The organism is Nocardioides sp. Z43_10 (assembly GCF_059766615.1).
Genome location: NZ_JCBAJY010000006.1, coordinates 138,534 through 163,493 on the forward strand (window position 1 = coordinate 138,534; position 24,960 = coordinate 163,493).

Annotated in this window: 20 protein-coding genes and 1 pseudogene; 19 read left to right on the forward strand and 2 right to left on the reverse strand. The window is 73.3% G+C overall.

Annotation, left to right across the window (positions count from 1 at the left end):
• Positions 1 to 10: 10 nt before the first annotated feature.
• The 12 genes from AC6EI4_RS12670 (at position 11) to AC6EI4_RS12725 (ending at position 13,172) form a co-directional block, all read left to right on the forward strand.
• Positions 11 to 544 (forward strand): hypothetical protein, encoded by a 534-nt coding sequence (locus AC6EI4_RS12670; RefSeq protein ID WP_498451679.1) that lies wholly within the window; start codon positions 11 to 13, stop codon positions 542 to 544.
• Positions 541 to 840, forward strand: coding sequence for a hypothetical protein (locus AC6EI4_RS12675; RefSeq protein ID WP_498422234.1), 300 nt, complete (start codon positions 541 to 543; stop codon positions 838 to 840). The genes AC6EI4_RS12670 and AC6EI4_RS12675 overlap by 4 nt, the downstream gene beginning before the upstream one ends.
• On the forward strand, positions 837 to 2,621 hold the full coding sequence (locus tag AC6EI4_RS12680; RefSeq protein ID WP_498451680.1) for an alpha/beta hydrolase: 1,785 nt from the start codon (positions 837 to 839) through the stop codon (positions 2,619 to 2,621). Before AC6EI4_RS12675 ends, AC6EI4_RS12680 begins: the two co-directional genes overlap by 4 nt.
• Entirely contained in the window at positions 2,618 to 3,181 is a 564-nt protein-coding gene (locus tag AC6EI4_RS12685) for a hypothetical protein (RefSeq protein WP_498451681.1), read from the forward strand. Before AC6EI4_RS12680 ends, AC6EI4_RS12685 begins: the two co-directional genes overlap by 4 nt.
• Positions 3,182 to 3,302: 121 nt before the next feature.
• Entirely contained in the window at positions 3,303 to 4,331 is a 1,029-nt protein-coding gene (locus AC6EI4_RS12690) for a rod shape-determining protein (RefSeq protein ID WP_498451682.1), read from the forward strand.
• On the forward strand, positions 4,331 to 5,281 hold the full coding sequence (mreC, locus tag AC6EI4_RS12695) for a rod shape-determining protein MreC (RefSeq protein ID WP_498451683.1): 951 nt from the start codon (positions 4,331 to 4,333) through the stop codon (positions 5,279 to 5,281). The genes AC6EI4_RS12690 and mreC overlap by 1 nt, the downstream gene beginning before the upstream one ends.
• A complete protein-coding gene (gene mreD, locus AC6EI4_RS12700; RefSeq protein ID WP_498451684.1) occupies positions 5,278 to 5,790 on the forward strand; it encodes a rod shape-determining protein MreD in 513 nt (170 codons plus the stop codon). The genes mreC and mreD overlap by 4 nt, the downstream gene beginning before the upstream one ends.
• Complete coding sequence (mrdA, locus tag AC6EI4_RS12705) at positions 5,787 to 7,913, forward strand: penicillin-binding protein 2 (RefSeq protein WP_498422223.1); 2,127 nt, start codon at positions 5,787 to 5,789, stop codon at positions 7,911 to 7,913. The genes mreD and mrdA overlap by 4 nt, the downstream gene beginning before the upstream one ends.
• Positions 7,913 to 9,118, forward strand: coding sequence for a rod shape-determining protein RodA (rodA, locus tag AC6EI4_RS12710; RefSeq protein WP_498422220.1), 1,206 nt, complete (start codon positions 7,913 to 7,915; stop codon positions 9,116 to 9,118). The genes mrdA and rodA overlap by 1 nt, the downstream gene beginning before the upstream one ends.
• 187 nt (positions 9,119 to 9,305) lie before the next feature.
• A complete protein-coding gene (locus AC6EI4_RS12715; RefSeq protein WP_498451685.1) occupies positions 9,306 to 10,868 on the forward strand; it encodes an HNH endonuclease signature motif containing protein in 1,563 nt (520 codons plus the stop codon).
• A 54-nt stretch (positions 10,869 to 10,922) separates the two neighbouring features.
• Positions 10,923 to 11,090, forward strand: a complete 168-nt coding sequence (locus AC6EI4_RS12720; RefSeq protein ID WP_498422217.1) for a hypothetical protein — start codon at positions 10,923 to 10,925, stop codon at positions 11,088 to 11,090.
• Between the two features lie 75 nt (positions 11,091 to 11,165).
• Positions 11,166 to 13,172 (forward strand): TIGR03960 family B12-binding radical SAM protein, encoded by a 2,007-nt coding sequence (locus AC6EI4_RS12725; protein WP_498451760.1) that lies wholly within the window; start codon positions 11,166 to 11,168, stop codon positions 13,170 to 13,172.
• 79 nt (positions 13,173 to 13,251) lie between these two features.
• Here the strand turns inward: AC6EI4_RS12725 and AC6EI4_RS12730 are convergent, their stop codons facing one another.
• On the reverse strand, positions 13,252 to 14,535 hold the full coding sequence (locus AC6EI4_RS12730; RefSeq protein WP_498451686.1) for an MFS transporter: 1,284 nt from the start codon (positions 14,533 to 14,535) through the stop codon (positions 13,252 to 13,254).
• Positions 14,536 to 14,664: 129 nt separating this feature from the next.
• On the opposite strand from AC6EI4_RS12730, the gene AC6EI4_RS12735 reads away from it, so the two are divergent.
• Positions 14,665 to 15,849: a winged helix DNA-binding domain-containing protein gene (locus tag AC6EI4_RS12735; protein WP_498422213.1), complete on the forward strand. Its 1,185-nt coding sequence runs from the start codon at positions 14,665 to 14,667 to the stop codon at positions 15,847 to 15,849.
• Positions 15,850 to 15,907: 58 nt separating this feature from the next.
• Here the strand turns inward: AC6EI4_RS12735 and AC6EI4_RS12740 are convergent, their stop codons facing one another.
• A complete protein-coding gene (locus AC6EI4_RS12740; RefSeq protein WP_498451687.1) occupies positions 15,908 to 16,651 on the reverse strand; it encodes an SDR family NAD(P)-dependent oxidoreductase in 744 nt (247 codons plus the stop codon).
• A 45-nt stretch (positions 16,652 to 16,696) separates the two neighbouring features.
• Here AC6EI4_RS12740 and AC6EI4_RS12745 point away from each other — a divergent pair, with 45 nt between their 5' ends.
• From AC6EI4_RS12745 to proB, 6 genes and pseudogenes are all read left to right on the forward strand, one after another.
• Positions 16,697 to 17,419: a TIGR03936 family radical SAM-associated protein gene (locus tag AC6EI4_RS12745; RefSeq protein ID WP_498451688.1), complete on the forward strand. Its 723-nt coding sequence runs from the start codon at positions 16,697 to 16,699 to the stop codon at positions 17,417 to 17,419.
• A gap of 331 nt (positions 17,420 to 17,750) precedes the next feature.
• Positions 17,751 to 20,489, forward strand: a pseudogene (locus tag AC6EI4_RS12750) (Rne/Rng family ribonuclease); the annotation flags it as partial.
• A 1,035-nt stretch (positions 20,490 to 21,524) separates the two neighbouring features.
• Entirely contained in the window at positions 21,525 to 21,833 is a 309-nt protein-coding gene (rplU, locus tag AC6EI4_RS12755; RefSeq protein ID WP_498422206.1) for a 50S ribosomal protein L21, read from the forward strand.
• Positions 21,834 to 21,879: 46 nt separating this feature from the next.
• Entirely contained in the window at positions 21,880 to 22,134 is a 255-nt protein-coding gene (rpmA, locus tag AC6EI4_RS12760; RefSeq protein WP_498422204.1) for a 50S ribosomal protein L27, read from the forward strand.
• A 94-nt stretch (positions 22,135 to 22,228) separates the two neighbouring features.
• Complete coding sequence (obgE, locus tag AC6EI4_RS12765; RefSeq protein ID WP_498422202.1) at positions 22,229 to 23,824, forward strand: GTPase ObgE; 1,596 nt, start codon at positions 22,229 to 22,231, stop codon at positions 23,822 to 23,824.
• The gene (proB, locus tag AC6EI4_RS12770; protein WP_498451689.1) at positions 23,821 to 24,942 is read left to right on the forward strand and encodes a glutamate 5-kinase; all 1,122 of its coding nucleotides are present in this window, start codon (positions 23,821 to 23,823) and stop codon (positions 24,940 to 24,942) included. The genes obgE and proB overlap by 4 nt, the downstream gene beginning before the upstream one ends.
• Positions 24,943 to 24,960 lie beyond the last annotated feature (18 nt).

Genomic DNA, 24,960 nt, shown 5'->3' on the forward strand with positions numbered 1-24,960 from the left:
GCATCGCGCCATGAAGCTCCAGCGACACCGTGGGCCCCTCGACGACCCCTTCCTCAGCGCCGTGCGGCGTCGCCACCGCGACGTCGACGTGGTGCTGCTGCCGCCGGCGGCGCCCAGGTCGCACGAGGCCGGGGCTCCGCTCTCGACGGTCGAGACGGCGCAGGAGCGGGTGGCCGAGGTCGGGGCCACCCTCGAGCGCCTGTGGCGACGGCTCGCCGACGGGCCGGGCGCCACCCTGCGGGCCCGCGAGGACGCCCTGGTGGCCGGTCCGAGGGTCGGCGCCGTCGAGGCGCGCAGCCGAATGCTCGTCGACGCCGCCGACGGCGCGGTGGTCCTGGAGCGCCTCGCCGAGACGCTCGCCGCGGACGGCTGGCGCGTCGAGCACGCGGACGGTGCCGTGCTCCGGCTCACCGGCACCGGGGCCGGTGAGCGGCTGCGCGCGACCCACGCCCGGGGCAGCGCCACGCTGATGCTCGAGGTGCGCTCCGACCCACTGGAGGTCGGTCCCGCGCTGGCGGGGCGGCTGCTGGGCGCGGCGCGATGAGGCTGGTCCCGCTGGAGGTCGGCGCCGTCTCCCGTGCCTGGGACGAACAGCACCTGGACCTGATCTCCGCGGCGAGCCAGATCGCGGACGCGCCGACCGAGGGGTTCACCCGCGAGGTCGCCGGGACCGCCGCCCGGTTCACCGCGGCGTGGCGAAGACACGTCGCCGCGCTGGCGGCCGATGCGGAGAGCCGGGCCGACGCTCTGCGCGACTCGATCCGGGACTTCCTGGAGACCGACGCCCGGGTCGCGGGCTCGCACGCCGCGCTCGCGTCGTACCTCAGCGAGCGGCGATGAGCGCGGGGGCCGGCCAGGCGGGCCCCGGTGACGTGGCCATCCCGGCGCGCCCGCACGCCGTGCCCGCGCTGGCGGTGGACGTCGGCGCGATCGAGCGGTTCGTGCGCGACCTCGGCGCCGCCAGCGCGCAGATCGACGACCTCGGCACGTTCGTGGCCGGCGCGGCCCGGGTGCCGAGCTGGGAGGGCGATGCGGCGTTCGCTTACCACCGGGCCATCCGCGGTCCCGGCGAGCTGGCCGACGCGATGTCGCTGGCGCTGCGCCGGGTGGTCCGGGTCGGCGGCGCGCACGCCGAGGCGATGACCGAGCTGGGGGCACGGCGCGAGTCGCTCGCCGAGGAGCGCGCGGAGCTGGCCCGCGGGATCGACCAGCTGTGGCAGCGGGCCCGGGCAGCCGAGGACGCCGCCACGCTGCGCCCGGACGCCCGTCGTCTGGCGGAGCGCGCGGACGCCTTCGAGACCGCTCGCCAGGAGTGGGTCCGCGACGTGGCGCGCGAGGAGCGCGCGATGATCGAGGCGTTCGAGGCGGCGACGTCGCTGGACCAGGTACGCCGACGCTACTCAGCGGTGAGCGACCCTGCCGACGCGGCGCTCGACCGACTCCCGCGCGGGGCCACCGTGGCGCAGGTGGCCGCGTGGTGGGCCTCCTTGAGCCCCGCCGAGCGACGCGCCATCGGCTACGCCTCGCCCGGGGCGATCGGCAACCTCGACGGCATTCCCGCCCCGGCCCGCGACGCCGCCAACCGGGTCGCGCTCGCCCGGGACCTGCACGAGCTGGAGATGCTCGAGGACCGGGGACTGCTGAGCGCCGACGAGCAGGCGGCCCTGGCCAACGCGCGTGCCGCCCAGCAGGCGATGAGACGGATGGCGGACGCCGTCGACCCGCGCACGCTCGAGCCGGTCCCGGTCCAGCTCTACCTCTACGACCCCGCGGCATTCGGGGGCGACGGCCGGGTGGCCCTCGCGCTCGGCGACCTCGCGACCGCCCGCAACGTCGCGGTCATCGTGCCGGGGTTCAGCGTCGACGCGGCCAGCGTCCCGGGGCTCGCCGACCGGGCGATCAACGTCTACGAGGCCGCGCGCTACGACGGGTCGGCAGCCTCGACCGCCTCGATGACCTGGATCGGCTACGACGCCCCCGACAACCTCGTGGGCGGCGCCGACGGCTTCGCGGTGCTCGGCGAGCACCTCGCCAGGCAGGGAGGCGAGCGGCTCTCCGACCTGGTCGACGGGCTGCGTGGCTCGCGGGTGGGGGAGCCCGCGCACCTCACGGTGATCGGCCACAGCTACGGCGCGACGACGACCGGGCACGCGGCCACCGGCGACGGCCTGAGCGCGGACGAGATCGTCCTGCTCGGCAGCCCGGGAGCCGGGGACGACGCCCACCAGGCGAGCGACCTGGGCGTCGGCGAGGAGCACGTCTGGGTGGGCCGCAACAGTCGCGACGCGGTCTCGATGCTCGGCGACCAGGGCTGGGTCAACCTCGGCAACGCCGGTCTCGGGCTGGGCGATGACCCCAGCAGCGATGACTTCGGGGCCCGGCGCTTCGAGGCGGAGGCGGTGGACCGCGACCTGGCGCGCCCCGACCTGTGGAACTCGCTGGCCGACCACTCCAAGTACTTCGACCACGACTCCGAGTCGCTGGCCAACATCGCCCAGGTGGTCAACGCCGACTACGACGACGTGGGGCTGGCCCCGCACACCCGCGACCCGTTCGTCGGCGAGCCGCACGACCCCGAGTGGGACCGCACCCCGGGGGCCGGGTGGACGCGGCACCGATGAGATGTCGGGGGGTGGCGCTGGCGGTGGCGGTGGCGGTGGGCGCAGCGCTGGCGGGGAGTCTCGCGGGGTGCGCCCCGGAGGGGGACACCGACGCCGAGCCGCGACTGGAGCAGCAGCGCGCGCAGGTGCGCGCCGACGCCCGGGACCTCGTGCCGCGCCTGGCCCGGACGACCGGAGGAGACATCGCCCGCAGCGACGGCCGCTTCGCGGGCTGCCACAGCGCCGATCCCGGGCTGGAGTACCGCGACTTCTCCTACGGCGTCGTCGTGCGCCTCGACCTGGTCGGGCGGCAGCCGGCTCTGCCGAGGCTCGGCGAGACGCTGCGAGCGAGGGGCTACGCGGTGGGGGAGCAGACCTCCGACGGGGACGGCACGACGCTGTCCGCGACCCGCCCGGGCAGCGACGTACGCGTCGGGCTCACCGAGTACGCCGGGGACGGCGGGCACCACCTGCTGGTCGGGCTGCGCGGGCCCTGCGTCGAGGTGCCACCGGAGCGCCGCGCGACCTGGGCCGAGCGGCGCGAGCGCGAGCCGCTGGGCCTCGAGCAGCCGGCACCCTAGCCACGGGCCGGCGAGCGTGTCCTGCCGGGAACTCGGCCCCGCGCCTCTTACCCTCGTCGCAGGGTCGGCTGTCGGTCGACCACCTTCCCCCAGTTCGATCGACCCTGCGAGGCATCACGGCATGGCGAAAAGCTTCATCGGTCGGGACATGGCCGTGGATCTCGGCACCGCCAACACCCTGGTCTACGTCCGGGGCAAGGGCGTGCTCCTCGACGAGCCGTCGGTCGTCGCGCTGAACGCGACCACCAACGAGATCCTCGCGGTCGGCCACGAGGCCAAGCGGATGATCGGGCGCACCCCCGACAACATCACCGCGATCCGGCCGCTCAAGGACGGCGTGATCGCCGACTTCGAGGCGACCGAGCAGATGCTGCGCTTCTTCATCCGCCAGGTGCACCGCCGCCGGTACTTCGCCAAGCCCCGGATGGTGATCTGCGTGCCCAGCGGCATCACCGCGGTGGAGCAGCGGGCGGTCAAGGAGGCCGGGTACCAGGCCGGCGCACGGCGCGTCTACATCGTCGAGGAGCCGATGGCCGCCGCCATCGGGGCCGGCCTGCCGGTGCACGAGGCCACCGGCAACATGGTCGTCGACGTCGGCGGCGGCACCACCGAGGTCGCGGTGATCTCGCTGGGCGGCATCGTCACCTCGCTGAGCGTGCGCACCGCCGGCGACGACCTCGACCAGGCGATCATCGCGTGGATGAAGAAGGAGTACTCCCTGATGCTGGGGGAGCGCACCGCCGAGGAGATCAAGATGACCCTCGGCTCGGCGTTCCCGCTGCCCCAGGAGCCCGAGGCCGAGATCCGCGGCCGGGACATGGTCTCCGGTCTCCCGCGCACCGTCGTGGTCTCCAGCGCCGAGGTCCGCCAGGCGCTCGAGGAGCCGCTGCACGCGATCGTCGACGCCGTGCGCGCCACCCTCGACCAGACCCCTCCCGAGCTCGCCGGCGACATCATGGACCGCGGGATCGTGCTCACCGGCGGCGGCGCGCTGCTGCGTGGGCTCGACGAGCGGCTGCGTCACGAGACCGGGATGCCCGTGCACGTGGCCGAGGAGCCGTTGACGTCGGTGGCCCTGGGCGCCGGTAAGTGCGTCGAGGAGTTCGAGGCCCTCCAGCAGGTCCTGGTCTCCGACCCGCGGCGGTTCTGATGGCGGCACCCGATCTGCGCCGCAACGGCGTCGACCGCGAGAAGCGCTGGCGCGGACTCGACCGCCTCGAGGCGCGCTCGCGACCCTCGCGCGCCGTGCTCGCCGCGCTGGTGCTGGCGAGCCTGAGCCTGATCACCCTCGATGCCCGGGGCGGGGCCGACTCGCCGCTCGAGCCGGTCCGCCGGGTCGCGGGCGAGGCGCTCGGGCCGGTGGAGTCCGCGACCGCCGGCGTGGTGCGTCCCTTCACCGCGGTCCCCGACTGGTTCCGCTCCAAGCGCTCGCTGCGCGAGGACCTCAACGCGCTGGAGGCCGAGAACTCGGCCCTGCGCCAGCAGGTCGCCACCAGCGACCTGGACCGCAACCGGCTCGCCGAGCTCGACGGCCTCACCACCGTGGCCCGCGAGTCGGGCCGCGCGCTGGTCCCCGCCCGGGTGATCGCCCTGGGGCCGATGCAGTCGTTCTCGCGGACCGTCACCATCGACGCCGGCACGAACGCGGGCATCGACGCCGACATGACCGTGCTCAACAACGACGGGCTGGTCGGCCGGGTGCTGCGCGCGACCCGGACGACGGCCACGGTGCTGCTGATCCTCGACGCCGACTCGGTCGTCGGCGGCCGGGTGGGCCGGTCGATGGAGGTCGGCTTCCTGCGCGGCCGCGGCGTCATCGGCGACCAGGGCCGCCTCGACCTCGAGCTGGTCGACGGCGCGGTCGTCCCGGCCGAGAGCGACGTCGTGGTGACCTGGGGCAGCGACGGCGGCGCGCCGTACCTGCCGGGGATCCCGATCGGCGAGGTCACCCAGGTCTACAGCAGCCCGCGCGAGACGTCGCGGCGTGCGGTGATCCGCCCCTTCGTGGACTTCAGCGCCCTGGACCTGGTCGGGGTGGTGGTCGCCTCGGGGACCCGCAGCGACCGGGCCGTGATCGAGGCCGACGGGAGCATCGAATGAGCGCCGTGCGCGTCGCGCTGGCCGCGCTGGCCGTCGTCGTGGCGGTCGTGCTCCAGGTCACCGTCTTCTCCCACGTCGCCTGGGAGGGCGTCGTGCCCAACCTGTGCCTGCTGGTCGTGGTCGCCACCGCCCTGACGCTCGGCCCTCAGCCGGCCGCGGTGCTCGGCTTCTTCGCGGGCCTGTCCCTGGATCTGGCCCCGCCGGCCGACCACGTGGCCGGGCGCTGGGCGCTGGCGCTGGTCGTGGTCGGCTACCTCGCCGGCCGGGTCCGCCAGGAGGCGCGCCCCTCGGTCACCGCGGTGGTCGCCACGGTGGCCGCCTCCTCGTTCGTCGGCACCTCGATCTTCGCGCTCAGCGGCCTGATCCTCAAGGACCCGGTGGTCAGCGTCCCGGACCTGCTGCAGGTCATCGTGATCGGCGTGGCCTGGGACGTGGTGCTCACGCCGTTCGTGCTGCCGCCGCTGATGACGCTGCTCAGCCGGCTCCAGCCGCACCGGGTCGCCGCATGACCGGGCGCGAGCGCGCCGCCCGACGCAGCCGGCTTCGGCTGATCGTGGTCCAGGTGCTGGTGCTGTCGCTGTTCGCCACCCTGTTCGCGCGGCTGTGGTACCTCCAGGTCCTCGGCGGCGAGCAGTACCAGGCGCAGGCCGCCTCGCAGTCCGTGCGCGAGGTGGTCGTCCAGCCCCAGCGCGGCCTGATCGTGGACGCGATGGGCCGCCCGCTGGTGGCCAACCGCACCTCCTGGGCGATCTCGATCGACCGCACCCTGCTCGGCAAGCTCGACGAGCCCGCGCAGCTGCAGGTGCTGCGGCGGGTGGGCCGGGCGACCGGGCTCACCGTGCCCCGGCTGCGCGCCAGGCTCCTCGACTGCGGGGACGCCGGCGCGGTCGCCGGCAGCTGCTGGAACGGCTCGCCGTACCAGCCGGTCCCGGTCGCCTACGACGTGGAGAAGTCCGTCGCGCTCGGCATCCTCGAGCAGCCCGAGGACCACCCCGCGGTGGTGGCCGAGGAGCACAGCGTGCGCGCCTATCCCCAGCCGTACGGCGTGAACGCTGCCCACCTGCTGGGCTACCTGAGCCCGATCACCGAGGACGAGCTCGACGCCGCCGAGGAGGACGGCGACGCCTCGGTCAACGGCGCCTCCTCCGTGGGCCGAGCCGGCGTGGAGCGGCAGTACGACGAGTGGCTGCGCGGGATGCCGGGCTACAACCGGGTCGCGGTCGACTCGATGGGCCGGGTGCTCGGCGACGACGGCGCCGTCGAGTCCCAGCCGGGCGACACCCTGGTCACCTCGATCGACGCGAAGGTCCAGGGCGTCGTCGAGCGCCAGCTGGCCCAGACGATCAAGACGGCGCGGGCCACCCGCGACACCGTGACCGGGCGCAACTACGTCGCCGACTCCGGTGCCGCGGTCGTGCTCGAGGCCGACACCGGCCGGGTGGTGGCGATGGCCAGCCAGCCGACCTACGACCCCGAGGTGTGGGTCGGCGGGATCAGCGAGAAGCAGCTGCGCCGGCTGTACTCGGAGAAGGCCGGGACGCCGCTGCTGCAGCGGGCCACCCAGGGCCAGTTCGCACCCGGCTCGACCTGGAAGCCGTTCATGACCGCCGGCGCCCTGACCAACGGCTACACGCCCAACACCCAGCTGGCCTGCTCCTCGTCGTTCCGGGTCGGCAACCGCGACTTCAAGAACTACGAGTCCGGTGCCTACGGCTCGATCGGCTTCGCCAAGGCCCTCGAGGTCTCGTGCAACACGTTCTTCTACCGGATCGGCTACGACTACTGGCAGCGGTTGGGCTCCGACGTCGCGGACGTCAGCGCGAAGGACCCCCTGGTCGCCGCGGCGAAGCAGTTCGGGTTCGGTGCGGAGACCGAGATCGACCTGCCGGGTGAGGCACCGGGGCGGATCGCCGACCGGCGCTGGAAGCGCGCCTACTACGAGTCGCAGAAGGACTACTACTGCGGCCTGGCCGAGAAGCCGAAGGACGACAAGACCAGCGACTTCGTCTACCGCTTCGCTCGTGAGTTCTGCATCGAGGGCTTCGCCTACCGGGCGGGGGACGCGGTCAACTTCGCCATCGGCCAGGGCGACACCCTCGTGACGCCGCTGCAGCTGGCGCGCGCCTACGGCGCACTGGCCAACGGCGGCACCCTCTACGAGCCCCGGGTCGGCAAGGCCATCGTCGGCGCCGACGGCGAGATCAAGCGCCGGATCATGCCGAAGAAGGCGGGTCGCGTCGACGTCCCCGGCAAGGTCATCGACTACATCGACGGGGCGCTGAAGAGCGTCACCCGGGTCGGCACGATGGCGTGGCGGATGGGCGGCTTCCCGCTCGACGACGTGGTGATCCGCTCGAAGACGGGCTCGGCGGAGGTCTACGGCAAGCAGTCGACGTCGTGGGTCGCGTCGTACTCCGACGACTACGTGGTGGTCATGATGGTCTCCCAGGGCGGCACCGGCTCGGGCACCTCCGGCCCGGCGATCCGCAAGATCTGGGAGTCGCTGTACGGCGTGCGCGGCGACCGGGTGGTACCGGCCCAGGCCGCGATCCCCGGCACGAGCCCGCCCGCGCAGCTCCCGACGTTCGCCGAGGACGGCTCGATCCTGCCGCCGCCGAGGAGGAAGGGCTGATGGCTACGCGTACCCCCGTCCGCGGCGCCGGCCAGGCGGCCAGCCGGCTGCGGGCCCCCGGCATCGACTGGGTGCTGATGGTGGCCGTGCTGGTCCTGGTGCTGCTCGGCACCGTCCTGGTCTGGTCGGCCACGTCCTCGCGCGAGGACCTGACGTTCGGCGACCCCACGGCGTACCTCAAGAAGCAGCTGGTCAACGTCGCGATCGGCCTGGTCCTGATGGTGATCGTGCTGGCCACCGACCACCGGTGGGTGCGCATCGTGGCGCCGCTGGTCTACCTGGCCTCGCTGGTGGGCCTGGTCCTCGTCCTCGCCATGGGCAGCACCATCAACGGCTCGCGCTCGTGGGTGCAGCTGGGCGGGATGTCGATCCAGCCCTCGGAGTTCGCGAAGCTGGCCGTGGTGATCGCGATGGCGCTGCTGGTGGCCGAGCGGATGGAGGGGTCCTGGCGCCGCGGCGTCGGCACCGTCGAGGTGGTCGGGATGCTCGCCATCGCCGCCGTCCCCGCGGCCCTGATCCTGGGGCAGCCGGACCTCGGCACCATGCTCGTGCTCACCGCGACGGTGTTCGGCGTCCTCGCCGTCTCCGGGGCGCCGCGGCGCTGGCTCCTCGGACTGCTCGGCGTCGGCGCGGTCGCGGCCGCCGTCGGCGTCGCCGCCGGTGTCCTCAAGGACTACCAGGTCGACCGGTTCATGGCCTTCACCAACCCCGACCTCGACCCCCGAGGCGCCGGCTACAACGTCGAGCAGGCTCGGATCGCAGTCGGCAACGGCGGGCTGTTCGGGCAGGGGCTCTTCGACGGCTCGCAGACCCGGGCCGGCTTCGTGCCCGAGCAGCACACCGACTTCATCTTCACCGTCGCCGGCGAGGAGCTCGGCCTGCTCGGCGCCGGGCTGCTGATCGCGCTGATGTGCGTGGTCATCTGGCGGGCGCTCTCGATCGCGGTGCAGTCCGAGGACGTCTTCGGCCGGGTGGCCGCCGCCGGCATCGCCTGCTGGTTCGGCTTCCAGGCCTTCCAGAACGTCGGCATGTGCCTGGGCATCATGCCGGTCACCGGCGTCCCGCTGCCCTTCGTGTCGTACGGCGGGTCGTCGATGTTCGCGGGCATGCTCGCGATCGGTCTGCTGCAGAACATCCACCTGCGCTCCACCGCGCAGCTGCCGACGCGCTACGTGATGCAGCAGCGCTCGCTGGTCGGGCGCTGACGACCCGGAGACCGGGCGGTGAAGGCGGAGGTGGGCGGTGTCCCGGTCCGCCTTCGTGACCCTGAGGGGCCCGCGATCACGGAGCCGAGTGCGGCCCGAGATCTTTTTTCGCTCGTTGTCCACAGATTGGGACCAGGGCGCCTCTGTGGGGGCCGGACTGTCGGTGGTCGCTGCTTGAGTGAGTGTCATGGAGATCACACTCGGCCCCGCAGATGGCACCGGTGACGGTGGCGCTGGTGGTGCGGTCGCGGTGGTCTCCCGGGCTGAGGAGGCTCTGGCGGGGTTGGACTCGGTGCTGTGGGCCGGCCGGACCTCTGAGGAGTTGATGGACGGGGTCGGTGCGTTGGAGGGGCTGCGGGCGCATCTGGCGGCGGTGGAGGCAGTGTTGCTGGCCGAGGTCCACGCCCGTGCCGCGGCCAAGAGCGAGCGGGCGTGGGCCTCGACCGGGGACTGGTTCACCCATGTGGGTGGGCTGCGCCGTGCGCAGGGCAAGCGGGCGGTCGACCACGCCGGGCTGTTGTGCGCCGACCGGCAGGCGACGTTGGCCGCGTTGCGCGCGGGCCGGGTCTCGCCCGAGCAGGCCGGGGTGATCGTGGACGCGGTCGAGCAGCTGCCGCGCAACCCGCGTCTGCGTGCGGAGGCTGAGGCGCTGTTGCTGGGTGAGGCCGAGCGCCTTGATGCCTCGGAGCTGGCCAAGGCCGCGCGGCACCTGGTTCATGTCGTCGACCCCGAGCGGACCGAGCGGGATCTGGAGAAGGCGCTGGACCGTGCGGAGCGGGCGGCGCACCTGGACCGGTTCCTGTCCCTGGTCGACGACGGCGCCGGCGGGGTCCGGGTGAAGGGGCGTGGGTCGGTGGAGGACGCCGCGGTGCTGAAGGCCGCGCTGTTGCCGTTGACGAAGCCGCAGCCGGCGTTGAGCGACGACCCCGACGAGGGGTGTGGCGGGCAGGTGCTGGATCCGCGTGATCATGGGGCGCGGTTGTGGGATGCGCTGATCCAGACCGCGCAACATGCCTTGGACACCGATCAGGCACCGGAGTCGCATGGCGCCCGGCCGCGGGTCACGGTCACCCTCGACTACACGGCCCTGACCGGGTGCCTGGACCGTCGGGCATCCACGACCGGCCGTACCTCAGGCAGCACCTGGGCTGACAGCACCGCCGCCGGTGCGGGCGACATCGACTGGTCGTTGCTGGGGTCCGCGTTGCCTGATGACCTGGCCTCGGGGCTGGGGGTCACCGACGAGGGCCTCACCCTGTCCGCGGCCACCGCCCGGCGGTTGGCCTGTGACGCCGACCTGATCCCCGTCGCGTTGGGCGGCCCCGGCGAGCAGCTCGACGTCGGCCGCGCCCACCGCCTGGTCACCCCCGCACTGTGGCGCGCCCTCGTCGTTCGCGACCGGCACTGTGCGTTCCCGGCCTGCACCCGGCCCCCGGTGATGTGCCACGCCCACCACCTCACCCACTGGGCCGACGGCGGCACCACCGCACTCGACAACCTGGTACTGGTCTGCGGCCACCACCACCGCACGCTGCACCACACCCCCTGGCAGGTCCGACTCAACGCCCACGACCGGCTACCGGAGTTCCAGCCACCCCCACCCCGCAGGGAGCCCCACCACTGCCACGGCCAGCACCACGAGCACCGCCAGCACCACGACGGCCACGACGGCCACAGCCCACACACCGACTGCCCGGCCCCGGACCCGGCCCCGCCCGACTGGCCCCGCCACCGGCCCCGCCGCGAGTAACTCGCCCGCGCCTGTCTCAGGGCGTGGCAGGCGGTGGGATGCGAGCATGGCCCCATGAGCGAGCACATCGAGGAGACCGTCGACCCCGCGATCGGCGAGGCGGTGCAGGCAGTCAGCAACCGGTTCGGTGTCAAGGGACTGGAGGATCTGATCGCACTGGCGGAGGTCGAGCTGCAGCGGGCCAGGCGCGCGCTCGAGGAACTGGCACCCACCGACGAATGAGCGCGTGTGGCCGAGGGCGACGTACCCTTGGAGGCTGACCCCCCGCCCGCGATCCCATGAGGTTCCGACGTGTCCGTGCCTGGTCTCGACCAGCGAAGCCCCGAGTCCGTCTTCCCCCGGCTGGAGCCGAAGCTCCCGTCGGTGCAGAAGCCGATCCAGTACGTCGGCGGTGAGCTGAACTCGACCGTCAAGGAGTGGGACTGCGCGCCGGAGGGGCCGACCGTGCGGTGGGCCCTGATGTACCCCGACGCGTACGAGGTCGGCCTGCCCAACCAGGGTGTGCAGATCCTCTACGAGGTGCTCAACGAACGCGACTGGATCGTGGCCGAGCGCACCTATTCGGTGTGGGCGGACATGGAGAAGGTGATGCGCGAGGGCGACGAGCTCGGGCCCATCCCGCAGTTCACCGTCGACTCGCACCGCTCGGTGCGCGCCTTCGACCTGTTCGGCGTCAGCTTCTCCACCGAGCTGGGCTACACCAACCTGCTCAACGCCCTCGACCTCGCCGGGATGGCGCTGCACGCCGTCGACCGCACCGACGACGACCCCGTCGTGATCGCGGGCGGCCACGCGGCGTTCAACCCCGAGCCGATCTCCGACTTCATCGATGCCGCGGTGCTCGGCGACGGCGAGGAGATCGTGCTGGCCATCTCCGAGGTGGTCCGGGAGTGGAAGGCGCAGGGTCGCCCCGGCAACACCGAGCTCGGCCTGTCGGGTCGCGACGAGCTGCTGCGCCGGCTCGCGGTCAGCGGTGGGGTCTACGTCCCGAAGTTCTACGACGTCACCTACACCCCCGACGCGGAGATCGCCGCCGTGGTGCCCCGCCTGCCCGGCGTGCCCGCCCGAGTCCGCAAGCACACGCTGATGGACCTCGACGCCTGGCCCTACCCGGCCAAGCCGCTGGTGCCGCTGGCCGAGACGGTGCACGAGCGGTTCAGCGTGGAGATCTTCCGCGGCTGCACGCGCGGCTGCCGCTTCTGCCAGGCCGGGATGATCACCCGCCCGGTGCGCGAGCGCTCCATCGAGACCATCGGCGCCATGGTGGAGAACGGCATCCGCAAGTCCGGCTTCGACGAGGTCGGCCTGCTGTCGCTGTCCAGCGCCGACCACACCGAGATCGCCGAGGTCGCCAAGGGCCTGGCCGATCGCTACGAGGACTCCAACGTCTCGCTGAGCCTGCCCAGCACCCGCGTCGACGCCTTCAACATCAACCTCGCCAACGAGTTCTCCCGCAACGGCCGTCGCTCCGGGCTGACGTTCGCGCCCGAGGGCGGCTCCGAGCGGATGCGCCGGGTGATCAACAAGATGGTCACCGAGCAGGACCTGATCAACACCGTCGCCGCGGCGTACTCGCACGGCTGGCGGCAGGTGAAGCTCTACTTCATGTGCGGGCTGCCCACCGAGACCGACGAGGACGTGCTCGAGATCGCCGACCTGGCACGCAAGGTCATCGCGAAGGGCCGCGAGGTCGCGGGCACCAACGACATCCGCTGCACCGTGTCCATCGGCGGCTTCGTGCCCAAGGCGCACACGCCGTTCCAGTGGGCCGGCCAGCTCGACCACGAGACCACCGACGCCCGGCTGAAGAAGCTGCGCGACGTGATCCGCGCGGACAAGAAGTTCGCCCGCGCCATCGGCTTCCGCTACCACGACGGCAAGCCCGGCACCATCGAGGGCCTGCTCTCGCGCGGTGACCGCCGGGTCGGGCGGATCATCGAGGAGGTGTGGCGCGACGGTGGCCGCTTCGACGGCTGGAGCGAGCACTTCTCCTATGACCGTTGGGTGGCCTCCGCGGAGCGGGCGCTGGCCGGCACCGGTGTCGACCTCGACTGGTACACCACCCGCGAGCGCGGCTACGACGAGGTGCTGCCCTGGGACCACCTCGACTCCGGTCTCGACAAGGACTGGCTGTGGGCCGACTGGGAGGACGCCGTCCAGGCCGGGGACCCGAACGCCGAGATCCCCGAGGTCGAGGACTGCCGCTGGACGCCGTGCTACGACTGCGGGGTCTGCCCTTCGATGGACACCGACATCCAGATCGGGCCCACCGGTCGCCAGCTCCTCCCGCTCAGCGTCGTCTGAGCCCCGCCGAGTCGGCGCGACCGCGCGAGCTTGCGCCGACTCGGCGTCGTACGGGCGCGAGGTTGCGCCGACTCGGCGGTCAGGGGAGCTGGTCTTCTATGTGGGCGGGGCGGGCGCAGTAGAGGCCGACCGCCAGCTGGGGGATGACCAGGGCCAGCAGGAAGCTGATCGGCCAGGTCCAGCCGTCGGTGGCGTCGTAGAGCGCGCCGACGATGAACGGCCCGGCGGCGGCGATCAGGTAGCCCGCCGACTGGGTGAAGCCGGAGAGGGCGGCGGTCCCCGAGGGAGTGCGCGAGCGCAGCCCGATCATGGTGAGCACCAGCGGGAACGTGCAGGCGCCGATGCCGATCAGCAGTGCCCACAGCGGCGCGAGCCGGTACGGCGCGAGGATCAGGCCGAGGTAGCCGACGGGGTAGCACGACATCACCGCCAGCAGGATCCCGCGCTGGTCCGTACGCCGGGCGGCGGCGGCCGGCAGCCACAGGGAGAGCGGGATGCTCACCGCGGCCACGATGCCGAGGATCAGCCCGGCGGCGGTCGCCGACCAGCCGCTGTCACGCCACAGCTGGGCGAACCAGCCGAAGACCGCGTAGGCGTGGATCGACTGCAGCCCGAAGAACACCGCCATCGCCCAGCCCAGCCTGGTCCGCGCGACCTCCCCGAGCCGCACCCCGCGCCCACCGGGCTCGAGGTGGCGGTCGTGGGCGAACAGTCGGACCCAGGGGAGCGCGGCGACCAGTGCCAGCAGCGCCCACGCGCCGATGCCGGCCCGCCAGCCGCCGCCCGCCTCGGCGATCGGCACGGTGAGCATCAGCGCGCTGGTGATGCCGACGGCCATCGCGGTCGTGTAGAGCGCGGTGACCCGGCCGACCCGGTCGGGGAAGTGCAGCTTCACCAGCGAGGGCAGCAGCACGTTGGCGGTCGCCATCCCGGCCAGCGCCAGCGCGGACAGCGCCAGGAAGGGCGGCGTGGAGGAGACCGCCGCGCGACCGCCCAGACCCAGCACGACCGCGAGCAGGCTGAGCAGCGTGACCCGGTGCACGCCGATCGCCCGGGCCAGGGCGGGCGCAGTCGCCCCGAACGCCGCGAACGCGACGACCGGCAGCGAGGTGAGCAGGCCGGCGGTGGTGTGCGACATCCCGACGCCGTCGGTGACCTCGGCCAGCACCGGCCCCACGCTGACCGCGGCCGGACGCAGGTTGAACGCCAGCAGGATCAGCCCGGCGAGCATCAGCCAGGGGGCGACCCCCGCCGCCCCGGCACCCGCGCTCGTGGGCGCGCCGGGGTCGCCGGGGGAGGATGGCGCGGGACTGCCACCTGCGCGACGGCGCTCAGGCTGAGCTGCGGGCTGAGGTTCGGACACGCGGCGATGCTCTCAGGCGTACTGTGACGCCCGCGGTCGGGGCGCCCGCTGCGTGGGAGTCGCCGGCCGGGGCCCGGCGAGCCGGGCAGGACAGGCAGAGGACAGGCAGCCAGGACAGGCAGGACAGGGATGCGGCACATCACCGACGACGAGCGCCGGGCCCGCGTCGCCGTACGGCACGGGCTGACGCAGCACACGCGCTTGCCCGACGCCGTGGCCGCGACCCGGGCGATGACGGTCCTGCACGCCACCGAGCCGGCCACCGTGCACCTGTCGCTGGCCGCCCGGATGGACGCGCCGTCCCTCGCCGACGTCGACGCCGCGCTGTACGACCAGCGCACGCTGGTCAAGCAGCTCGCGATGCGCCGCACACTGTTCGTCTTCCCCCGCGACCTGCTGCCGGCGGCGTGGGGGAGCGCCTCGGCGCGGGTCGCCACCACCCAGCGGACCCGACTCGCCAAGGACGTCGAGGCCTCCGGGATCGCAGGCGACGGGGCGCGCTGGCTGGACACCGCCTGCGCCGCCGTCGAGGAGCGCCTCGCCGGCGGCGACGAGCTCACCGCCCAGGAGCTGCGCGAGCAGCTGCCCGAGCTCGAGGGCCGGTTCGTGGCGACGCCCGAGAAGAGCTACGGCGGGTCGTTCCCGGTGGCGCCGCGAGTGCTCACCGTGCTCGGCGCGCAGGCGCGGGTGGTGCGCGGCCACAACGCCACCCACTGGCGCGGGTCACGCCCGCGCTACGCGGCGATGCGGCACTGGCTCGGGGAGAGCCCCGAACCGTGCGGCAGCCGCGAGGGGTACGCCGAGCTGGTGCGCCGCTGGCTGCGCACCTTCGGCCCCGGCACCGCCGCGGACCTGCGCTGGTGGCTGGGATCCACCGGCGCTACGGTGACCGCGGCGCTGGCCGACGTCGGCGCGGTCGAGGTCTCCCTCGACGGCGGCGCAGTCGGCTGGGTGCTGCCCGACGACCTCGACCCCGTCTCCTACGACGAGCCCTGGGCGGCGCTGCTGCCGGTGCTGGACCCGACGGTGATGGGCTGGCAGGCGCGGGACTTCCTGCTGGGCGAGCACGGGGCCCTGCTCTTCGACCGCAACGGCAACGCCGGCACCACCGCCTGGTGGAACGGCCGAGCCGTGGGCTGCTGGCTGCAGGACGCCGAGGGCGTCGTCCGGGTGGTCCCGGCCGAGCCGCTGGCCGCCGGGGCGCGCCGCGCGCTCGAGACCGAGGCCGAGCGGCTCACCGCCTGGCTCGCCGGGGTCAGGGTCGGGACGGTCTACCCCTCACCGCTGATGAAGCAGGCCCGGGCGCAGCTCTGAGCCGGCCAGGCGCTGGGGGTTCAGGCGCTGGGGGATCAGGTGCTCGGGGGCCAGCGGGTCAGCTCGTCGCCCGGTGCACGACCTGGGCGCTGGACTGGTCGCGGGCCAGCATCAGGATCTGGTCGATGTTCACGTGCGGCGGCCGGGTGGCGACCCACCGCACGGTCTCGGCGACGTCCTCGGCGGTGAGCGGCGTGACTCCGGCGTAGACGGCGTCCGCCTTCTCCCGGTCGCCCTCGAAGCGGACCAGGCTGAACTCGGTCTCCACCATGCCCGGATCGATCTCGCAGACCCGGACCGGCTCGCCGAGCAGCTCGATGCGCAGCACCCGGGTGAGCGCCGCGACCCCGTGCTTGGCGGCGTTGTAGCCGGCGCCGCCGCGGTAGGGCTCGCGCGCCGCGACGGAGCCGATGTTGATGACCTGGCCGTCGCCGGAGGCGATCAGCATCTGGAGCAGCGCCTTGGTCATCCGCAGGGTGCCCAGCACGTTGGTCTCGTACATCCAGCGCCAGCCCTCGACGTCGGCCTGCGCCACCGGGTCGGCGCCCAGCGCGCCGCCGGCGTTGTTGACCAGCACGTCGCAGCGCTCGAGGCGGGCGACGAACTCGGTCACCGAGGCGTCGTCGGTCACGTCCAGCGGGTACGCCGTCGCGCCGCAGGACTCGGCGACCTCGGCCAGCCGCTCGGCACGCCGGGCGCCGACCACGACGTCGTACCCGGCGCCGGACAGTGCGACGGCGGTGGCGGCACCGATGCCGCTGCTGGCTCCCGTGACGACGGCGACAGGGCGGCTGCTGCTCATGATGCTCCTCGAGGTGGCGGGAAGCATGGAGCATAGGCTGTCGGGGTGCGCGACCAGCCAGAGCAGCAGGCCCCTCCCGTCCAGCGTCTCCGGATCCGGTACGCGAAGCGCGGACGGCTGCGCTTCACCAGCCACCGTGACTTCAGCCGTGCCTTCGAGCGGGCGGTGTTCCGGGCCCGGATCCCGATGGCGTACTCGTCCGGCTTCAACCCGCACCCTCGGATCTCCTACGCCGGTGCGGCGCCGACCGGTTCGGCCAGCGAGGCGGAGTTCCTCGAGATCGCCCTGGCCGAGGTCGTCGACCCGGCCGCCGTGCACGGGGCCCTCGACGAGGCCCTCCCGGCCGGGCTCGACGTGCTCGAGGTCGTGGTCTCCCCGGGCGGATCGCTCTCGGACCTGCTCGAGGCGAGCCGGTGGGCGATCGACATCGAGGCCGAGCAGGACGATGCCCGGCGCGCAGTGGAGACGTTCCTGGCCACCGAGAGCGTGACCGTGGAGCGGATGACCAAGAAGGGCGTGCGCGCCTTCGACTGCCGCGCGGCGGTGGTCGCCCTCACCGTGGAGCCAGCGCCGAGCGGGCGGGGGAGCAGGCTCGACCTCGTCGTGCGCCACGCCGTGCCCGCGGTACGACCCGACGACGTGCTGACCGGGCTGCGCCAGGTCACCGATCTGCAGACCGGTTCCGCCCCGCTGCTGACGCGCACCGCCCAGGGACCCCTGGACGCGGAGGCGGGCAGCGTGGGCGACCCGCTGGTCTCCTCGACATGACGAGATCCCGGGCGGCGTGTGCGATACTCGCCACGGTCGTAGATGTGGCCCACCCGCCGCTTCCTTCGACCCGACGACGTTCTCGCCGGTCCGGGACACCGGGTCGGCACGACGGATGAAGGTCGTCACCAGACCGCGACGCGGCCGGACAGTCTGTGACAGAGACGCCCCGGGCCCGACGACCGCGGCAGGTGATCGGCGCGCACCCGTTGACGCATCCCGCGGAGGGAGTCGCCGCCACACGCAGGCTTTGCGTCGTCGGTCCTGAGCATCCGGGCCGCGGCGTCGGACATGCTCGGCGCGCACCGCGCAGCCGGGCAGAGGAGCGCACATGCTCGACGAGAACCAGACAGAAGAGCTGAACAACCCGGCCCCGGACGCCTCCGGCGCGACGGGAGGTGAGGACGCGGCACCGCCGCCGCGCAAGCGAGCGGCCCGCAAGAGCACCGCCACCAAGGCGGCCGCCGGCAAGGCCCCGGTCAAGACCCCCACCCGGCGGGCGACGAAGAAGGTCGCCGCCCCGGACCCCGTGCCGGACGCCTCGGTGAGCACCGAGGCGCCGGTCGTTGCGGACGCGGAGCCGGCCACGCCCGCGGAGGCAGCCCCGGTCGAGGAGAAGGCCGCCCCGCGCAAGCGGGCCGCGGCCAAGAAGACGGCGGCCGCCAAGACCGCCGCGCCTGCGAAGAAGGCCGCCGCCAAGCGCACCACCACGCGCAAGAAGGCGGCCGCATCCGCCGAGGAGCTGCCGCTGGAGGTGTCCCCGGCGCTCGAGGCCCAGCCGCTGGCGGAGCCCGCGGCCCAGGCCCCCGAGGAGACCGAGGAGGAGGCCGCGGCCCGCGTCGCCGCGGAGCTCGCCGACGCCCGCGCGGCCGAGGCCCAGCCGATCGAGGCGGAGGACACCGTCCCCGCCGCAGCGCCGCAGACGGCCGTGCTCTTCCAGGCGCCGGACCCGACCAAGGCGGTACGCCGCCCCCGCAAGACGGCCGCCAAGAAGGTCGCCGCGCCCGTCGAGGAGCCCGCCTCCGCGGACTCCGCCGTCGCCGAGCCGGCCGCCGAGACCCGCGCCGACCAGCCGAGCGACGTTCCCGGTGACGCGCCGAGCGAGGACGCGGCCGAGAGGCCCGCGCCCCGCAAGCGCTCGCGCCGCCGGCCCGCCGCCGAGGTGGAGACGGCCACCGACGCCGACGCCGCACCGAGCGCGGAGGCCGAGGGCCAGGCGACCGAGGTCGCCCCCGAGGCCCAGCCCGCGGCGCGCCGCGGCCGCCAGAGTGCTGCGAGCCGCCAGGGCGCCGAGAGCCGCCAGGGCGACGAGAGCGACCAGGACGACGACAGCGCCCAGAGCCAGGACCAGGGCGAGAGCGAGGACGACGACGAGACCGGTGGCGGCAACCGCCGTCGCCGTCGCCGCGGCGGCCGACGTCGCCGCAAGTCCGGGGACGACTCCGCGAGCGGCGAGCAGGAGGCGGGCGAGCAGGACGGCGAGGCCGACACCACCCCCGCCGAGCCCGCGCGCGGCGGCAACGACGCCGAGGACCAGCAGGAGTCCGGTGAGGGCACCTCGCGTCGCCGTCGCCGCCGTCGCCGCGCAGGCGACGACTCCGGCAGCGAGGGCGAGGAGTCGGAGAACACCGTCACCCGCGTCCGCAAGCCCCGCTCGGCCGAGGACGAGATCACCTCGATCTCCGGCTCGACCCGACTCGAGGCCAAGAAGCAGCGTCGTCGTGACGGTCGCGAGGCCGGCCGCCGCCGCGCGCCGATCGTCAGCGAGGCCGAATTCCTGGCCCGCCGCGAGGCCGTCGAACGAGTGATGGTCATCCGCCAGCGCGGCGACCTCACGCAGATCGGCGTCCTGGAGGACAAGGTCCTCGTCGAGCACTACGTCGCCCGTGAGTCGCAGACGTCGCTGATCGGCAACGTGTACCTCGGCCGGGTCCAGAACGTGCTGCCCTCGATGGAGGCGGCGTTCGTCGACATCGGCAAGGGCCGCAACGCCGTGCTGTACGCCGGTGAGGTGAACTGGTCGGCGCTGGGCCACCGCGACGGCCATCCGCGCAAGATCGAGTCCGTGCTCTCCTCGGGCCAGCCGATCCTGGTGCAGGTCACCAAGGACCCCATCGGTCACAAGGGTGCCCGTCTCACCAGTCAGATCAGCCTGGCCGGACGCTTCCTGGTCTACGTGCCCGACGGCACCACCAGCGGCATCTCCCGCAAGCTGCCCGACACCGAGCGCAGCCGCCTCAAGGCGCTGCTCAAGGAGATCGTCCCCGAGGGCGCCGGCGTGATCGTGCGCACAGCCGCCGAGGGTGCCAGCGAGGAGGAGCTGACCCGCGACGTCGAGCGACTGGCGGCACGCTGGGAGGACATCGCGGGCAAGGCCAAGGGCAACGCCCCGCAGATGCTGTACGGCGAGCCCGACCTGACCCTCAAGGTCGTGCGCGACCTGTTCACCGAGGACTTCTCGAAGCTGGTCATCCAGGGCGACGACGCCTGGGACACGGTGCAGAACTACGTCAGCCACGTGGCCCCCGACCTCGTCGAGCGTCTCGAGCGCTACGACACCGCGGACGGGCCGGACATCTTCGCGGCCTACCGCGTGGAGGAGCAGATCGCCAAGGGGCTCGACCGCAAGGTCTGGCTGCCCTCGGGCGGCTCGCTGGTCATCGACCGCACCGAGGCGATGACGGTCGTCGACGTCAACACCGGCAAGTTCACCGGCTCCGGCGGCAACCTCGAGGAGACCGTCACCAAGAACAACCTCGAGGCCGCCGAGGAGATCGTGCGCCAGCTCCGGCTGCGTGACATCGGCGGCATCATCGTCGTCGACTTCATCGACATGGTGCTCGAGTCCAACCGCGACCTCGTGCTGCGCCGGCTCGTGGAGTGCCTGGGGCGCGACCGCACCAAGCACCAGGTCGCCGAGGTGACCTCGCTGGGTCTGGTGCAGATGACGCGCAAGCGCATCGGCACCGGCCTGGTCGAGTCCTTCAGCGAGAACTGCGACCACTGCCAGGGACGCGGCGTCGTGATCCACGACGCCCCCGTGGAGCCGCATGACGCCGAGGACGACGGCCGTCGCGGCGCTCGCCGCGGTCGTGGCACCAAGGGTCGTGGCGAGTCCGGTGGCGACAACCGCGGCGGCGACAGCCGCGGTGGCGACAGCCGCGGTGGAGGCTCGGGTGCGAGCCGGCCCGTGGTCGTGCCCAGTCCCAAGGACATCGCGGCGGTGGCTCGCCCCGAGAACGCCGAGCGGGCCCCGGTCGACGAGACGAGCGCGACGCAGCCGGCCCAGGAAGAGGCCCCCGCCAACGAGCCGGCTACTGCCGGCGCGGCGGACCAGGCTCCGACCGAGCAGGCTGCGGTGGACCAGGCTCCGACCGAGCAGGCCGCGGCCGAGCAGGCTGTGGCAGAGAGTCAGGAGCGGCCCACCCGCTCGCGTCGTTCCCGCAGCCGCGGTGGCGCGAACCGGGCGGAGCAGGCAGCGCAGGCGGAGCAGGCGGAGACGCCCGCTGCCGAGGTGGCCCAGCCGGAGGCGAAGCAGCCTGAGGTGGCCCAGCCGGAGCCGGCCCAGCCCGAGGTGAAGCAGCCCGAGCCGGCCCAGCCCGAGGCGGCTCCGGTCGCCGAGCGGGCCCCGGCCGGCGCTCCCCAGGTCACCAAGCGGGTCGTGCGCACCCGCCGGGCGCCCCGGGTGGTCAGCACCGCGCCCGTCGCGGTGAAGGTCCAGGAGCAGGCCGACCCCGCCTCGTTCACCGAGACGCCGCTGGCGACGCCCCCGGCGCCCAAGGTCGTCACCCGCACACGCTCGCGCCGTACCGTCAACCCGGCCGCGGCCGGCGGTGGCACGGCGGGGGAGAGCGACTCCGAGCGTTGACGGATGCCGGGCCCTCGCCGCGCACGACGTTCCCCCAGTGGGTTCGTTTTGCGGTGAGGGCCCGGCTTCCGTAGTATTGACCCTCGGCGTACCCCGGCGAATCGGTCGTGGGTGCCCTTCTGTGTGGAACCCCCACCCGGTGCTCGGCCTCACGGTCGTGCCCAGCGCTCGTCAGGGCGCCGGTGGAGGAGCCCCAGACCCGGACTTACATGCAGCAAGACGACGAAGGAGACCGCGGTGTACGCGATCGTGCGCGCAGGCGCCACCCAGCAGAAGGTTGCCGTCGGCGACGTCATCGAGATCGACAAGGTGACGACCGGTGTCGGCGAGTCGGTGAAGCTGCCGGTCGTGCTCGTGGTCGACGGCGAGGCGATCACCTCGGACGCTGCCAAGCTCGACAAGGCTTCGGTCACGGTTGAGGTTCTCGGCGCCACCAAGGGCCCGAAGATCATCATCCAGAAGTTCAAGAACAAGACCGGCTACAAGAAGCGCCAGGGTCACCGTCAGAAGTACACCCAGGTGAAGGTCACCGACATCTCCCTCTGAGCTTGCCTCAGCGGCCGGGCTCTGCAATCGACTAAGGACTGAACTCATGGCACACAAGAAGGGCGCAGCCTCGACCAAGAACGGTCGGGACTCCAACTCCCAGCGTCTGGGCGTCAAGCGGTACGGCGGCCAGTCCGTCAACGCCGGCGAGATCATCGTGCGCCAGCGCGGCACCCACTTCCACCCCGGCAGTGGCGTCGGTCGCGGCGGGGACGACACCCTGTTCGCCCTGCTCGCCGGTGACGTGGAGTTCGGCACCAAGCGCGGTCGCCGCGTCGTCAACATCGTCCCGGGCGAGTGACCTGACGCTTCTGTCTGTCACAGACCTCACCGAAGGGCGTCCCTAGAATCGGGGGACGCCCTTTCGGCATTTTTCTTTCTCACCAGGAGTTCCCATGGCTGTCCCGACGTTCGTCGACCGGGTCACGCTCCACATCAGCGCCGGTCGCGGTGGCAACGGAGTCGCTTCCGTGCACCGCGAGAAGTTCAAGCCGCTGGGCGGGCCCGACGGCGGAAACGGCGGGCCGGGCGGCTCGGTGATCCTGCGCGTCGACCCCAACGTCACCACGCTGGTCGACTACCACCACAGCCCCAAGCGGGTCGCCGAGCACGGCGGCCACGGAGCCGGTGCGCACAAGAACGGCGCCCACGGCTCCGACATCGTGCTGCCGGTCCCCGACGGCACCGTGGTGCGCGACAAGCAGGGCGAGGTGCTCGGCGACCTCGTCGGCGCCGGCACCGAGATGGTCATCGCCACCGGCGGACGCGGAGGACTCGGCAACGCGGCCCTCGCCTCCTCCAAGCGCAAGGCTCCCGGCTTCGCGCTCCTCGGCGAGCCCGGCGACGAGCTCGACGTCGTCCTCGAGCTCAAGGTCGTCGCCGACATCGGGCTGGTCGGCTTCCCCAGCGCCGGCAAGTCCTCGCTGATCGCGGCCATCTCCCGGGCTCGGCCCAAGATCGCCGACTACCCGTTCACCACGCTGGTCCCCAACCTCGGCGTGGTCACCGCCGGCGAGACCACCTTCACGGTCGCCGACGTCCCCGGGCTGATCGAGGGAGCCAGCGACGGCCGCGGCCTGGGTCACGACTTCCTGCGCCACATCGAGCGCTGCGCGGCGCTGGTGCACGTCGTGGACACCGCGACGATGGAGCCCGGCCGCAACCCGGTCGAGGACCTCGACATCATCGAGAACGAGCTCAGCCGCTACGGCGGCCTCGAGGACCGTCCGCGGCTGGTGGCGCTGAACAAGATCGACGTCCCCGACGGTCGCGAGATCGCCGAGATGGTCGTCGACGAGCTGCGTGGGCGCGGACTCTCGGTCTACCCGGTCTCGGCCGCCTCCGGCGCGGGGATGAAGGAGCTCACCTACGCGATGGCCGAGATCGTCAAGGCCGCGCGCGCGGCCCGGCCGGTCTCGGAGACCACCCGGATCGTGATCCGGCCCAGGGGAGCCGACCAGAAGGGCGACTTCCAGGTCAGCCGGACCAACGAGGGCTGGCGGGTCTCGGGGGAGAAGCCCGAGCGCTGGGTGCGCCAGACCGACTTCAGCAACGACGAGGCCGTCGGCTTCCTGGCCGACCGGCTCAACCGGATCGGGGTGGAGACCAAGCTGGTCGAGCTCGGTGCCGTGGAGGGCGACGCGGTCCTCATCGGCGACCCGGACAACTCGGTGGTCTTCGACTTCAAGCCCGGCATCGAGGCCGGGGCGGAGATGCTGGGCCGCCGTGGCGAGGACCAGCGCTTCGACGAGTCGCGCCCGGCGGCTCGCCGTCGGCGCGCCATCGACGAGCTGCTGCCCGAGCGCGGGGACAACGAGACCCGCGCCGACGTGGCCCGACGCCTGGACAAGGCGGCGCGCCCCGACGTGGGCCCGATGTCGTACGAGATCGGCGGCGCCGACGACCCCGACTGGGCCGAGTCCGACCCCGACGCCGGCACCGCCGGTGGCACCGACGACGGGAACGGGGCCGCACGGGACCAGAGCCGGTGACGCGGTCGCAGGTCACCGGGGCCGGGCGTGTGGTCGTCAAGGTGGGCTCCTCCTCGCTGACCAGCGCCGCCGGCGGGATCGACCTCGCCCGCCTCGAGCACCTGGTCGACGTGCTCGCCGCGGCCCGGGGGCGCGGCACCGAGGTGGTGCTCGTCTCCTCGGGGGCGATCGCCGCCGGGCTGGCTCCGCTCGGCCTGCGCAAGCGCCCCCGCGACCTCGCCACCCAGCAGGCGGCGGCCTCGGTGGGCCAGGGGCTGCTGGTCAGCCACTACACGAAGTTCCTCGCCGGGCACGACCTCACCACCGGCCAGGTCCTGCTCACCGTCGACGACGTGGTGCGCCGCTCGAGCTACCGCAACGCCTACCGGACCTTCGCCCGGTTGCTGGAGCTCGGTGTGCTGCCGATCGTCAACGAGAACGACACGGTGGCCACCGGGGAGATCCGCTTCGGTGACAACGACCGGCTCGCCGCGCTGGTGGCCCACCTGGTGCACGCCGACCTGCTGGTGCTGCTCTCCGATGTGGACGGCCTCTACGACGGCAACCCGGCCGAGCCCGGCACCTCGCTGATCCCGGAGGTGGCCGCCGGCGACGATCTGGCCGGGGTCCGGATCGGCAGCACCGGGTCGGCCGGGGTCGGCACCGGCGGCATGGTCACCAAGGTCGAGGCGGCCCGGATCGCCACCGGGGCGGGGATCCCGGTGGTGCTGACCTCCGCGGACCAGGCCGGCGCCGCGCTGGCCGGCGACGGTGTCGGCACCCTGTTCCACCCCACCGGGCGGCGCCGCCCGACCCGGCTGCTGTGGCTGCGCCACGCCACCGAGCCGAAGGGCACCCTGCAGCTCGACGCGGGCGCGGTGCGCGCGGTGGTGGAGCGGCGGGCGTCCCTGCTGGCCGCCGGGGTGACCGGGGTGACCGGCCGCTTCGTGGCCGGCGACCCGGTCGACCTGGTCGACCCCGAGGACCGGGCGGTGGCGCGTGGCCTGGTCAACTTCGACTCCGACGAGCTGCCCTCCCTGCTGGGCAAGACCAGCCAGGCGCTCAAGGCCGAGCTGGGGGCGGGCTACGAGCGGGAGGTAGTGCACCGCGACGACCTCGTCCTGCTCGGCGGGCGCTGAGTCTGCGGGAGCGGGCCT

Coding starts and splice junctions, on each gene's coding strand:
- AC6EI4_RS12670 (WP_498451679.1), top strand. CDS start 11: ATGAAGCTCCAGCGACACCGTGGGCCCCTCGACGACCCCTTCCTCAGC.
- AC6EI4_RS12675 (WP_498422234.1), top strand. CDS start 541: ATGAGGCTGGTCCCGCTGGAGGTCGGCGCCGTCTCCCGTGCCTGGGAC.
- AC6EI4_RS12680 (WP_498451680.1), top strand. CDS start 837: ATGAGCGCGGGGGCCGGCCAGGCGGGCCCCGGTGACGTGGCCATCCCG.
- AC6EI4_RS12685 (WP_498451681.1), top strand. CDS start 2,618: ATGAGATGTCGGGGGGTGGCGCTGGCGGTGGCGGTGGCGGTGGGCGCA.
- AC6EI4_RS12690 (WP_498451682.1), top strand. CDS start 3,303: ATGGCGAAAAGCTTCATCGGTCGGGACATGGCCGTGGATCTCGGCACC.
- mreC (WP_498451683.1), top strand. CDS start 4,331: ATGGCGGCACCCGATCTGCGCCGCAACGGCGTCGACCGCGAGAAGCGC.
- mreD (WP_498451684.1), top strand. CDS start 5,278: ATGAGCGCCGTGCGCGTCGCGCTGGCCGCGCTGGCCGTCGTCGTGGCG.
- mrdA (WP_498422223.1), top strand. CDS start 5,787: ATGACCGGGCGCGAGCGCGCCGCCCGACGCAGCCGGCTTCGGCTGATC.
- rodA (WP_498422220.1), top strand. CDS start 7,913: ATGGCTACGCGTACCCCCGTCCGCGGCGCCGGCCAGGCGGCCAGCCGG.
- AC6EI4_RS12715 (WP_498451685.1), top strand. CDS start 9,306: ATGGAGATCACACTCGGCCCCGCAGATGGCACCGGTGACGGTGGCGCT.
- AC6EI4_RS12720 (WP_498422217.1), top strand. CDS start 10,923: ATGAGCGAGCACATCGAGGAGACCGTCGACCCCGCGATCGGCGAGGCG.
- AC6EI4_RS12735 (WP_498422213.1), top strand. CDS start 14,665: ATGCGGCACATCACCGACGACGAGCGCCGGGCCCGCGTCGCCGTACGG.
- AC6EI4_RS12740 (WP_498451687.1), bottom strand. CDS start 16,651: ATGAGCAGCAGCCGCCCTGTCGCCGTCGTCACGGGAGCCAGCAGCGGC.
- rpmA (WP_498422204.1), top strand. CDS start 21,880: ATGGCACACAAGAAGGGCGCAGCCTCGACCAAGAACGGTCGGGACTCC.
- obgE (WP_498422202.1), top strand. CDS start 22,229: ATGGCTGTCCCGACGTTCGTCGACCGGGTCACGCTCCACATCAGCGCC.